Annotated in this window: 11 protein-coding genes and 2 riboswitches; of the genes, 1 reads left to right on the plus strand and 10 read right to left on the minus strand. The window is 65.0% G+C overall.

Features of this window, described 5'->3' with window-relative positions:
* Positions 1 to 99: 99 nt before the first annotated feature.
* The 9 genes from fdhD to BMF89_RS06550 form a co-directional block, all read right to left on the minus strand.
* Entirely contained in the window at positions 100 to 981 is an 882-nt protein-coding gene (gene fdhD, locus BMF89_RS06515) for a formate dehydrogenase accessory sulfurtransferase FdhD (protein ID WP_078106265.1), read from the minus strand.
* Between the two features lies 1 nt (position 982).
* Complete coding sequence (locus BMF89_RS06520; protein ID WP_078106266.1) at positions 983 to 3,319, minus strand: FdhF/YdeP family oxidoreductase; 2,337 nt, start codon at positions 3,317 to 3,319, stop codon at positions 983 to 985.
* Between the two features lie 62 nt (positions 3,320 to 3,381).
* The gene (locus BMF89_RS06525) at positions 3,382 to 4,773 is read right to left on the minus strand and encodes a molybdopterin molybdotransferase MoeA (protein WP_078106267.1); all 1,392 of its coding nucleotides are present in this window, start codon (positions 4,771 to 4,773) and stop codon (positions 3,382 to 3,384) included.
* Complete coding sequence (locus tag BMF89_RS21890; protein WP_171983416.1) at positions 4,770 to 5,057, minus strand: DUF6457 domain-containing protein; 288 nt, start codon at positions 5,055 to 5,057, stop codon at positions 4,770 to 4,772. The genes BMF89_RS06525 and BMF89_RS21890 overlap by 4 nt, the downstream gene beginning before the upstream one ends.
* Before the next feature lie 31 nt (positions 5,058 to 5,088).
* A complete protein-coding gene (locus BMF89_RS06530; protein ID WP_171983417.1) occupies positions 5,089 to 5,736 on the minus strand; it encodes an NTP transferase domain-containing protein in 648 nt (215 codons plus the stop codon).
* A 36-nt stretch (positions 5,737 to 5,772) separates the two neighbouring features.
* A complete protein-coding gene (locus BMF89_RS06535) occupies positions 5,773 to 6,273 on the minus strand; it encodes an HNH endonuclease (RefSeq protein WP_028266173.1) in 501 nt (166 codons plus the stop codon).
* A gap of 250 nt (positions 6,274 to 6,523) precedes the next feature.
* Positions 6,524 to 7,288, minus strand: coding sequence for an NlpC/P60 family protein (locus BMF89_RS06540; RefSeq protein WP_078106268.1), 765 nt, complete (start codon positions 7,286 to 7,288; stop codon positions 6,524 to 6,526).
* Between the two features lie 5 nt (positions 7,289 to 7,293).
* Positions 7,294 to 7,476: riboswitch (cyclic di-AMP (ydaO/yuaA leader) on the minus strand.
* 129 nt (positions 7,477 to 7,605) lie between these two features.
* Positions 7,606 to 8,424, minus strand: coding sequence for a M23 family metallopeptidase (locus BMF89_RS06545; protein WP_078106269.1), 819 nt, complete (start codon positions 8,422 to 8,424; stop codon positions 7,606 to 7,608).
* A gap of 2 nt (positions 8,425 to 8,426) precedes the next feature.
* Positions 8,427 to 8,637: riboswitch (cyclic di-AMP (ydaO/yuaA leader) on the minus strand.
* A 125-nt stretch (positions 8,638 to 8,762) separates the two neighbouring features.
* Positions 8,763 to 9,458 (minus strand): metal-dependent transcriptional regulator, encoded by a 696-nt coding sequence (locus BMF89_RS06550; RefSeq protein ID WP_078106270.1) that lies wholly within the window; start codon positions 9,456 to 9,458, stop codon positions 8,763 to 8,765.
* A gap of 272 nt (positions 9,459 to 9,730) precedes the next feature.
* Between BMF89_RS06550 and serC the strand changes: the two genes are divergently transcribed.
* Positions 9,731 to 10,861 carry a phosphoserine transaminase gene (gene serC / locus BMF89_RS06555; protein ID WP_078106271.1) on the plus strand — a complete coding sequence of 377 codons (1,131 nt, stop codon included), beginning with the start codon at positions 9,731 to 9,733 and terminating at the stop codon, positions 10,859 to 10,861.
* A gap of 21 nt (positions 10,862 to 10,882) precedes the next feature.
* On the opposite strand, the gene BMF89_RS06560 is transcribed toward serC, so the two are convergent.
* Positions 10,883 to 12,229: an MFS transporter gene (locus BMF89_RS06560; RefSeq protein WP_078106272.1), complete on the minus strand. Its 1,347-nt coding sequence runs from the start codon at positions 12,227 to 12,229 to the stop codon at positions 10,883 to 10,885.
* Positions 12,230 to 12,242: the final 13 nt, after the last annotated feature.

Here is a 12,242-nt window from a genome sequence, read left to right on the forward strand (position 1 = left end):
TGAGCAGCCTGAATCGGCAGGGTCATTGTTCGGAAGAAACAGATTCCATTCGATGGATAAAATCTACGTTGTTCCGGAACAATAGCCAAGTGATTGGCGTCAACCCCGCAAATCCGAAGATGCGGCCGGAACACCCACCCGGTCACTGCCTGCATAGACGTTCAGGCTGGTCCCCCGGCTGAATCCCACCAGGGTCAGGCCGGTCTCCTGCGCGAGCTCCACCGCGAGGCTGGAGGGTGCGCTGACGGCGGCCAGAACCGGAATCCCTGCGAGCGCCGCCTTCTGGACCAGCTCGAAGGATGCCCGCCCGGAGACTTGCAGGACGGTGCCGCTCAAGGGCAACAGTCCTTCGCGCAGTGCCCAGCCCACCACCTTGTCCACCGCATTGTGCCTGCCCACGTCTTCCCGCAGGCACAGCAGCTCGGCTGCACCGTCGTCGTGGATCCGGAAGAGTCCGGCGGCATGCACTCCCCCGGTCTTGTCGAAGACCGCTTGTGCTTCGCGGAGACGGTCAGGCAGGGACGCCAGAACCTCCACCGGAATGCTCAGGGAGTCGCCGGCGGGGCTGAAGTGTGAGGATTTGCGCACTGCCTCGATGGAGTCGGTGCCGCAGATCCCGCACGAGCTGGAGGTGTAGACGTTGCGGCCGGTCTCCGGAAGGACGACGTCGGGACGCAACTGCGCCTCCACGACATTGAAGGTCTGCACGCCGTTCTCGTCCTCGCCGGCACAGAAGCGCAGGGAAATGAGCTGGGCCGGATCCCAGATGACGCCTTCGGAAACCAGGAAGCCCGCCACGAGGTCAAAGTCGTCGCCGGGCGTCCGCATGGTTACCGAGAAGGACATGTGCCCCAGGCGCACCTCGAGCGGTTCCTCGACGGCCAGGAAGTCCTCGCGGTACCGGACCGGGTGCTCCAGCGCCTGGGCGGAGCCATCCAGGACATATTTGTGCACCTTGCGGCGCTGGGTCACCCGTCCCATCTCAGATACCCACCGTCCCGGCAGAATCCCGGTTTTCGGCGGCATCCCCATGCTTGACGAAACGCACTGTCATCGCCTTGTAGCCCGGCGTGTTGGATTCACGGGCAACGAGCTCCCGGTGGACCAGGGCGTTGGCCTCCGGGAAGTATGCCGCCGCGCAACCCTTGGCAGTGGGGTAGGCAACCAGCCGGAATTTGTCCGCCCGGCGTTCCGTTCCGCCGAAAGTGGAGATGACGTCCACCATGTCCCTGTCCACGAAGCCGAGCTCGCTGAGATCCTCCTCGTGGACAAGGATGACCCGGCGGCCTTCGGAAATTCCCCGGTAGCGGTCGTCGAGCCCGTAGAACGTGGTGTTGTACTGGTCGTGGCTGCGGACTGTCTGCAGGATAAGGTGGCCGGCCGGGGCTTCCAGGTACTCCAGCGGACTCACGGTGAAGCGTGCCTTGCCGATGTCCGTGGCGAACGTGCGGGTGTCGCGTGGCGGATTGGGCAGCACGAAACCGTTCTTGGTCCGCACCCTTGCGTTGAAGTCCTCGAAGCCGGGGATCACCCTGGAGATGTGGTCCCGGATGACGTCGTAGTCCTCGGCCATCTCCCGCCAGTTCACCGCATGTCCATCCCCGAGCACTGCCTGGGCCATGCGTGCGACGATGACGGGTTCGCTGAGCAGGTGCTCCGAGACCGGGGTCAACCGGCCCTGGGTGGAATGGATGACGGACATGGAGTCTTCCACGGAGAGGATCTGCCGACCGCCCGGGTGTTTGTCGTCCGTGTCCGTTCGGCCCAGGGTAGGCAGGATCAGGGAGGTCTTGCCGTGAACCACGTGGGCACGGTTGGGCTTGGTGGAGATGTGCACCGTCAGCCCGGCCCTCTTGAGCCCTTCTTCCAGCGCGACGGTGTCCGAGCCCGCGGCGGCGAAGTTGCCGCCCATGGAAACGAACACGTCCACGTCACCCTTCTCCAAGGCGTGTTGGGTTTCCACGGAGTCGTATCCGTGGGCCCGCGGCATGGTGAATCCAAACTCTTTGTCCAAGGCTGCCAGGAAGCGCTCGGAAGGCTTCTCCCAGATGCCCATGGTGCGGTCGCCCTGCACGTTGGAGTGGCCGCGGACGGGGCAGGCCCCGGCACCCCGCTTGCCGAAGTTTCCCTGCAGGAGCAGCAGGTTGATGATTTCCCGCAAGGTGTCCACCGAGTGGGGCTGCTGGGTCAGGCCCAGCGCCCAGCAAATGATGGTGCCCTTCGAGGCGGCCAGCATGCCGGCCACCTTGGTGATTTCGATGCGGCTCAGGCCCGTGGCGCGTTCGGTCTCGACCCAGTCCAGCGCAGCCCGGGCCTCGGCGTAGGCCTCGAAGCCGTCGGTCTGCGCGTCGATGAAGGCGCGGTCCACCACTGTTCCCGGCTGCCGCTTCTCCTCCTCGAGCAGGAGGTGGCCCAATGCCTGGAACAGGGCAAGGTCGCCACCGACCTTGATCTGCAGGAATTCATCGGCGATGTCCGTGCCACCGCCCACCACGCCGTTGAGCGACTGGGGATCCTTGAAGTTCAGGAGCCCGGCTTCCGGCAAAGGATTGACGGCGACAACCTTGCCGCCGTTGTTCTTGCAATCACGCAAGGCGGAGAGCATGCGCGGATGGTTGGTGCCCGGGTTCTGGCCCACAACGAGCACCAGTTGGGCTTCGTGGATGTCTTCCAGTGAGACAGTGCCCTTGCCGATGCCGATGGTCGGGTTGAGGGCGCTCCCGGAAGACTCGTGGCACATGTTCGAGCAGTCGGGCAGGTTGTTGGTGCCCAGGCTGCGTGCGAACAGCTGGTACATGAACGCGGTCTCGTTGGCTGTGCGCCCAGAGGTGTAAAAAACGCAGCGCTCCGGCGTGGTGGCATTCACGTGCTCGCCGATGAGGGCGAAGGCATCCGTCCAGCTGATCGGCGAATAGTGTGTGTCGCCGGGGCGGATCACCACGGGCTCGGCAATGCGGCCTTGGCTGCCGAGCCAGTATTCGGTTTTGTCCCCAAGCTCGGCCAGGGAGTTCCGGGCCCAGAACTCCGCGCCGACCACGCGCGTGGTGCTCTCCTCGGCGATCGCCTTGGCCCCGTTTTCGCAGAACTCGGCCGGACTGCGCTTGCCGGTAATGGACTCCGGCCACGCGCAGCCGGGACAATCAAAGCCGTCCCGTTGGTTGACGCGGAGCATTGACTTGACGGTCCGGCTGACGCCCGCTTGGGCCCAACCGCGTTCCAATGCAACGGTGACTGCCTTGACGCCCGCGGCGGAGCGCTTGGGTGGGTGGATCTGGAGGTCATCTTCGTTGATGTCCTGCTCGGGAGCATGCCTGTTCATGTCCCCATCATTGCAAGGCATGACTCTCTAATCCACCCGCGTCCATTCGGCGTCGGAATCTCTCAGCCCGTCAGGGCGCTCCAGTCGACCGGCCCGGACGGCACTTTGCGGGCAGACCGGGAGGGAGACTTCTTGGCCTTGTCCTCCGTGGGCTTTGGCCGGGGAAGGGGCGGCCCCCACGGCAACGGAAAAGCGGGCACAGCCTCTCCCAGTTGCACGCCGTGCGGTGGCACCACCATGACTCCGTCGGCGCTGGCGAGGCCGCGCATCATCCCGGGGCCCGCATGCTGGGCCGGCGAGGCCAAGCCGTACACGAACCTGAAGGGAAGCAAGCGCGTGCGCCCCGGGTCGGCGTCGAGCATGGCACCGCAAGGAACCTCGCCGACCTCCGGCAGCGCCCTGTGCCCCAGCCCCGCGAGGAGCGGTGCACCGATCGTGAAGAGGACCATCATGGCCGCGAGCGGATTCCCGGGGAGACCCAGCACAAAGCGACCGTCCGGCAGTTCGGCCAGCACGCCGGGATGTCCCGGACGCATCGCAATTCCATCAATCAGCAAACGGCCGCCAAGATCCGCAATGGCCCGCCGGAAGTGGTCCGTCCCCGAACGGCCAGTCCCACCGGTGGTGATGACGACGTCGGCGGGAGGCGCGTCGGGCGACAACTCGCCTTCCTCAAGGGCCGAGAGCCACTCTTCATAGGAGTCGCCCACCTTGATTTGCTCGCCGCGGATCCCGCCAAGGAGCTCGACGACGGCGCCAAGCTGGGGACCGAAGGTATCCCTCACCCGGCCGGGGACCGGGACACCCGCGGTCACCACTTCGGAGCCGGTCAGGAGCATTTTCACGAGGGGCTTGCCCAGGACGTCCAGTTCATCCCTCCCGGCCAGGGCTGCCAGGGCGAGGTGGGCAGGGTTCAAGACAACGCCCGATGTGATCAGCAGCTCGCCCGCAGCGGCTTCTTCTCCGGCGTTTCGGATGTGTTGGCCGTTGCGCGGTTCGCCCGGTTTCGCGTTTCCGCCGAGCGCGAGCAGCGGCAGGCCATCTTCGTCGGTGGTCAGGACCCCGCTCTCGCTGCGGAGCACGGCCTTGGCCCCCGGCGGGATCAAGCCACCGGTGACGATCGGGCTCGCTTGGTGCGGGGCCAGCCGATGGCCGGGTTCCGCGAGGATCCATGGGCCGCTGCCGTTGACCGCCCAACCATCCATCGCCGAGGACGCATAGTGCGGCAGGTCCTGCAGGGCGTGCACATCGGCGGCCAGCGTCCTGCCGATGGCGTCCTTCAGGGCGACGGGAGCGGCAGGAATGGGTGTGGCACTGTCGAAGGCTAGTTGCCGCGCCTCGGCCCACAAGTGGTCGGCGTGCCGGACATGCTCAACGTCCGCGGCCGGTTCGGTCACGGCGCCGAGCGGCACTGCGCCTTCTCCCGCGGCGCCTTCTTCGGGGGCTTCCGTCATCCGGCGTCGGTTCCGGGGTTCGTATAGTCCTTCGCGAGCGTGCGGGCCAGGCCCATTGCGGCATCCATCGACGCGGATTCGCTAGCCTGCCCCGACCCCGCTGCGAGTCCGGCTGCGAAGCCCGCGATGAAAGTGGTCAAAGGAGCCGCCGGCCGGACCACTGAATGGGCTGCAACCCCTGCCAGGGACAGGATCTCGTTGATGTCGATCTCGACGTTTTCGAGCTCATATGCTTGCAGCAGGCTCCTGCACCATTCCTCGAGCGTTTCTTCCTGGCTCTTCACGATCCGCCTCCACAGTCCTGTACAGCTGTTGTCACGGCAGGTCGCCGTCCACTCCGAGCGCCGCGGCATCGTCCCAGGTATCCACGTCGTCGGTGGACCCTTCGGGGACGGGCACGGCCAGCAGATCAAGCCTAGCAAGCAGCCGGAAGACCGCTGCGTTGGCCAGGCCCTCCTCTTCCGACACAGCCTGCAGTTCCCGTTGCAAGGCAGATACCCGGTAGATCCCGAGCAGGGGCTGCTTCCGTCCATCGGAGGATATGGACAGGGCTCCTTCCGATTCCGCGTGGGCGGAAACTTCCCGGAGCAGGACGGGAACAGCCGCGGCGGCCAGGGGCATGTCGCAGGCCATGACGAGCACCCAGGCTGCATGGCTTGGGGACGGACTTTGGCCGTGCCGCGCTTCGGAATCCTGCCCTTCGCTGTCTTGCCCCTCCAGGGCGAGGAGTCCGGCGGCGATCGCGGCTGCCGGTCCGGCGAAGGGCGGGTCCTCCCGTGCGGTCAACGTGCCGTCCGGCAATGTGCCGGGATCCGGCCCGACGACGACGACTCTCCGGGCTCCGCGCGTGGCCGCCAGGGCACGCTGAAGGAGCGTGGCGCCGTCGTACTTCAGATGGGCTTTGGGCACGCCGCCGAGGCGGGAGGACTTGCCACCCGCCAATACCACCGCATCAAAGTCCACCCGCCCAGATTACCCGGGAAGCGGCTCAATTCCGGTTCAGGCCGCCGATTCAGGGAGGAGGAAGGGATCCCATGCGGGCGCAGGTTTCTCAAGCTCCTTGATCTGCCAGATAGTCCCGGTGGGCGCCGCGGGAGTGAACCTCAGTTTCCAGCCCATCTCGGCTGGAGTGTGGTCACTCTTGGCGTTGTTGCAGCGAAGGCACGCTGCCACCAGGTTTTCCCAGGAATCCGCGCCGCCCCTGGATTTGGGGTGGACGTGGTCAATGGTGTGGGCTGCTTTCCCGCAATAGGCGCAACGGTGACCGTCGCGGCGCAGGACGCCGCGGCGTGTAACCGCCGTGATGGTGTTGTACCTTGGCCGGATGTAGCGATTGAGCAGAATCACGGACGGACGTCCGAGAATCTCCTGTGGCCCGACGACAGGCTCGTCGCCTTCGGCCACTACGCTCGCTTTTCCGGTGAGCACAAGGACCAGCGCCCGGCGGAAGGTTACTACCGCCAGCGGTTCATATCCAGCATTCAGAACGAGTGTGCGCATGCACGTACCTCTTCACGGCCGCACCCGTCAGGGGCGCGAGGGCCGGCTGCCCTCTGCATGTACGGGCTGTGGATCGACAACCTAAGAGTAAACACCCGGAGGCCAGATCAACGAATCCTAGCGTGAGTTCCAGGACGGTGTCGGTCAAAGTTCATGTGCCGGACACGTTTGCGCATGCTGGTTAAAACGGAACATCCCCGCCGGCGGACCGACGGGGATGTTCCAGGGAAAACTATGTAGCCGGAGCTAATTAGCCACCGACGCGGATGAAGACCGGGCCGGAACCGACGTTGACGCTGTACAGGGCGGTGGTGCCACCGTTCCAGCCGCCGTGGACTGCCATGCCGTTGCCGACGTAAACGGCGATGTGGGCCATGCCCATGCCACCGTTCTGGTAGTAGACCAGGTCACCCGGCTGCGCTTCAGCAGCGCTGACCGTGCGGCCGAGGGAGAGGTAGTCTGCCGGCCAACCGTGGAAGTGGATGCCAACGGCAGCCAAGGCGTTCGAAGCCAGGGCCGTGCAGTCCTGGGCAACGCCAAGCTGTGCGTAAGCTGCGGCAGCAATTGCCGCGCCCTGGCCGCTGGCAACCTTCGTTGCGGGCGAAACAGCAGCAGTCACGGAAAGCGTCGAGACGCCGGTAGCGGCACCCGTTGCAGCCTGCGGAGCAGGAGCGGCTTCCTGGGTAGCGACCGGAGCAGCAACAACCGGAGCAGCCTCGGTGGAAACCACCGGGCGCTCGTACTTGATGGCGACGGAGGAGTCGGCCGAAATGCTGGCTTGGGCGACGGACTGGACTTCCAGGGCGGAAGTCGAAGTGGACTCGCGGGGGACGTTGGTTTCTGCAGCGTTGGCTGCGATACCGCTAGTAAGCACCAGACCGGAAGCGGCTGCGATAACCGCTGCCTGACGGCCTACGCCACCGGCGTTGCTGCCGACAGACTTAGCGATGACGGCAAGCGAGTTGGTCTTGGTGACCGCGGCACGGTGGCGCGCGACAGTAGAGCGTGAAGACACGTTAAGAGGCCTCTCCCTATGCCCGCGAGGTAAGCTGTCGGATTCGGATGGGAGTCATCCGGCCACACTTCTCCCTCTCGGAAGTTGTGCGACTTAACCCCAAGGCCATCCGTGAAGATGACCAAAAGTGGGTCCCCCGCCTCTGCCAGACGATGTTTTGCGAACGGAACCTCGAGCAGTGGCAGAGCTAGGCAATCCACTCGAGTGCATCAACTCTCTAAAAGTTGATGCGTCTTAGACGGTACATGAGTTTTGGCTGAATGTCACATTCAGGTCACGGAGCGTGACAAGCATGCGAGAGGCTTCCATCGGATTGGCTACAGCCAGCCCAGGGGGTCGACGACGTCGCCGTTGACCATGACTTCAAAATGGAGGTGGCAGCCGGTGGAGGCGCCGGTAGTGCCGCTCAACGCGATGACGTCGCCGCGGCTGACAGTCTGGCCCACCTGGACGTTGAACGAAGACAAATGGTTGTACGTGGTTTCCAGGCCGTTGCCGTGGTCCACCACAATGCGGTTCCCGCCGCCATACGGATGCCAGCCGGCGAAGGTCACCTTGCCCGCCGCGGCGGCATGGACCTGGGTGCCGCACTGGGCCACGAAGTCCTGGCCCCGGTGGAATTCCCCTAGGCCGCCGGTGATGGGGTTCACGCGGTAACCGAACGGCGAGGCCGTGATCAGGGTATCCAGCGGCGCCCCGAGGGTGCCCTTGGAGGACGACGTCGTGATGGTGCCGACGGACTGGGCGCTCAGGAGCTGTTTGAGCCTGCTGTCCGGATCTGCCGTGGTGGAAACCGCAGCGCGGCTGAAATCGATGGTGGCGCTTGCCGCGGCCGGGATTTCAGGCTGGGTTCCCACTGCCAGGGCCGTCTGGTTCAACTCGGGGGTGGCCGTCATGGCGCCGGCGCCCGGCATGGCGATCGTGAGGATGAGGCCGGTAGCCGCAAGGGCCACCCCGGCCTTCTGTCCTGCTCCGCTCGCTGCGGCGAACTCGGCCATCTGCCGCAAAGGTCCCTTGCGGCGGCGGAGTTCGCGATGGGGATCGCGGGGCCGCTCGTGCTCGACGGCGCTTGCGCTCCGCAGCTCAGCAGCGGGACCGGACGCGCGCCTGCGGCCCCTGGTGTTCTGCGTGGTCAAGGTTTTCCTCTCTGGCAAGCCTGCGAAGTTAGCTGTCGGATTCGGGCCAGAGAGATCGTGGACCCGGTCCGCACGAAGGACGCGAAGCGCAGGGCTACTCCGAGGAGGACCCTGCGCAATGTGTGCTTCTGCTGCGGACTTCACCCCAAGGCCGTCTTTCGACGGCCGATGGTGGTTCCCCCGCTTCTGCCAGTGAATGGACTAATCCACCTGATCCGCTGGCAGAACTTGGCTTCGGATCAGGTAACGCTTTGGTATCGGCGCCAGTAGTCAACTATAGGGGATTAAGCCCCCGCGGTAATAATTTCGTTATCTTTGCCGCTCGCCTTGCCGGCAGGCTAGGCGACGGTGACAAACACGTGCGAGGCAACCTCCGGCGGCAGCTCCAGGGCGCCGTCGATATTGGGCACGCGGACGGAGATGTACTCCCCCACCCGTTCCAGGGAAACCCTGGCACCGGGACGGATTCCGCCCTCGTCCAGCTGCACCAGAAGTTCCGGTTCCACCTGGATCGGTTCGGCCAAGCGGCTGACGGTGACCCGGTTTTCAGGTGAGTATTCGTTCATCGCGTCAAGGAGGTTGACCACGCCGTCCGTAAACGCGTGGGACGCGGCTCCGCCCAGTGCTTCGAGTCCCGGAATGGGGTTGCCGTAGGGCGATTCCGTGGGGTGGTCCAGGAGCTCGTAGAGCCGCCGCTCCACGCGCTCGCTCATGACGTGCTCCCAGCGGCACGCTTCATCGTGGACGTAGGCCCAGTCCAGCCCGATGACATCGGCGAGGAGCCGTTCCGCGAGCCGGTGCTTGCGCATGACTTCCGTGGCGCGTTTCCGGCCCGTTTCGGTCAGCTCAAGGTGCCGGTCGTTGGACACAATCACCAGGCCGTCGCGTTCCATCCGACCGATCGTCTGGGAAACGGTTGGGCCGGAGTGCCGCAAGCGTTCGGCGATGCGTGCGCGAAGAGCCACGATGTTCTCTTCTTCAAGCTCCAAAATGGTCCGAAGATACATCTCAGTGGTATCGATCAGATCCGTCATCCAGCTCAGCTCCTCGAGCGCAGTATCTTGCGTGTTTTCGCCAGCTCCAAGCTTAGCTTATTTGGAATTACTCCGGATAATTACGACGCCGGTCCAGCGCTCTTCCGCCGTCCTGTCCGGAGCCGACCAAACAAATGCTTTCCACGTGGCGGACTATGACACCTCCGGTTCTGCCCCCGCCTGCGGCGTCGGGCAGAATTGGGAAGTCGAAGGAGGCAGCTTGCCACCTGCCACGACCCATCTAGGCCGCTACTTCACCATTGGAGCATCCCGTGAGCGACAACAGCATCACTATCCCCGCCGATTTGCTGCCCAAGGACGGCCGCTTCGGCGCCGGGCCCTCCAAGGTCCGCCCGGAGCAGATCGAGGCCCTGTCCGCCGCCTCGACCACGATCCTCGGCACCTCCCACCGCCAGGCACCGGTCAAGAACCTGGTGGGCTCCGTCCGCGAGGGACTTAGCCAGTTCTTCCGTGCGCCCGAGGGCTACGAGGTGATTCTCGGCGTCGGCGGCTCCACCGCGTTCTGGGATGTCGCCAGCTTCGGCCTGGTCGAGAAGAAGGCCCAGCACCTCTCCTTCGGTGAGTTCGGCTCCAAGTTCGCTGCGGCCACCAACAAGGCACCCTTCCTGGAAGCCTCGTCCATCATCACGTCCGAGCCGGGCACCCGGCCGGTTTCCGAGGCCGAAGCGGGCGTGGACGTGTACGCATGGCCGCAGAACGAAACCTCGACGGGTGTGGCCGCTCCGGTCAAGCGCGTTGAGGGCAGCGACGACGGCGCGCTGGTCCTGGTGGATGCGACGTCCGCGGCCGGCGGCCTGGATGTCGATGTTGCCGAGGCCGACGTCTACTACTTCGCCCCGCAAAAGAACTTCGCCTCCGACGGCGGCCTGTGGCTGGGCCTCTTCTCCCCCGCAGCCCTGGAGCGCGCCGCCCGCATCAAGGCAAGCGGCCGGTGGATCCCCGATTTCCTGGACCTCCAGACGGCCATCGACAACTCGAAGCTCAACCAGACCTACAACACGCCGTCCTTGTCCACCTTGGTGACCTTGGATGCCCAGGTGCAGTGGCTCAACAAGAATGGTGGCCTGGACTTCGCTTCGGGACGCACCGCGGACTCCGCAAACCGGATCTACACGTGGGCAGAGGCTTCCGAGTACGCCACCCCGTTCGTCGCGAAGGCAGAGGACCGCTCCAACGTCATCGCCACGATCGATTTCGATGATTCGATCGATGCCGCGGCCATCGCCAAGGTGCTGCGCGCCAACGGGATCGTGGACACGGAGCCGTACCGCAAGCTGGGCCGCAACCAGCTGCGCATCGCTACCTTCGTTGCCATCGAGCCGGACGACGTCTCTGCTTTGCTCGCCAGCATCGACTTCGTGGTGGGCGAACTGAAGAAGTAAGCGCCTGCCGCGTTCCTGCGGTCAGGGCTTGTCGGCGTCGTCCGGGTGCGGATCCCGGGCGGCGCTGGCCTCTTTAACGGCGCTGTCCTTATTAAGAGCATCGCCCGCGCCAAAGGACTCAATGCGGAAGAACCGCAGCCCGCGGGCGGTTCGATCGAAACGGAGCCGCAGCTGGCGCGCGCGAATGATCCACACGATGCCGACGACGGCGGTGCCGGCGCCCGCGGCGGCGGCCACACCCACAGCCCATCGGGGTCCGGCGACGTTGGATACCCAGCCGACGAACGGTGCGCCGATGGGCGTTCCACCCATGAAGATGGCCATGTAGAGCGCCATGACCCGGCCGCGCATGACAGGTTCCGTGGTGGATTGCACGTAGCCGTTGGCGCTCGTGATCATGGTCAGGGCAAACAAGCCGCAGGGAATCAGCGCCAAGGCAAACGTGGTGTAATTCGGTGCCAGCGCCGCCAGTCCGCTCGCGAGGCCGAACCCACCCGCCGCCGCGAAGATGAGGCGCATCCGTGGCCGGCCGCGCCGGGCGGCAAGGAGCGCTCCTGCGACGGAGCCGATCGCCATGACCGAGTTGAGGAGCCCGAAGGCGCCCGCGTCCATGCCGAACTCCGTGCCGACCATGGCCGCAATGAAGAGGACGAAGTTCAAGCCGAATGTGCCCATGATGAAAATCGCGACGAGGACAACCACAATGTCCGGTCGATTGCGGACGTAGCGAAGCCCCTCCCGGATGCGGCCTTTGCCTGCGGCCGCCCGGGGCTGGACGCGCAGGGAGGCAAGGGGAATGGCGCGGATCGCGCCAAGCATTGCGAGGAAGGTCAGGGTGTTGATCATGAACACCCAGCCCGGGCCCACTGCCACTGTCAGGACGCCGGCCACGGCGGGACCGATCATGCGCGCAACGTTGAAGGATGCGCTGTTCAATGCAACGGCGTTGGCAAGATAGTCGTCCTTGACCAGTTCCGAGACGAACGTCTGGCGGACGGGTGCGTCAAGTGCCGAGACGACGCCAAGCACCAGCGCGAACACATAGACATGCCACAACTGGGCCGCACCGCTCAGCACCAGTAGTCCCAAGCCAGTGCTCAGGACTGCCATCGCCGATTGCGTCATGACAAGGAGCCTGCGCCGGCTGTAGCGGTCGGCAAGCAGTCCCGCCCACGGAGCAAGGAAAAGCTGCGGGCCGAGTTGGAGGGCCAAGGTCACGCCCATGGCGCCGGCGTCGTGATTGCTCAGATGGGCGAAGACCAACCAATCCTGGGCAGTCCGCTGCATCCACGTGCCGACGTTGGAAATGAGGGCACCGATGAACCAGATGCGGTAGTTAGGGACACCCAGCGATTTGAAAGTGGACATCAGTTTCCACCTT

The sequence above is a fragment of the Arthrobacter sp. SRS-W-1-2016 genome (assembly GCF_002009585.1).
In the GTDB taxonomy this organism is placed as follows: domain Bacteria; phylum Actinomycetota; class Actinomycetes; order Actinomycetales; family Micrococcaceae; genus Arthrobacter; species Arthrobacter bambusae_A.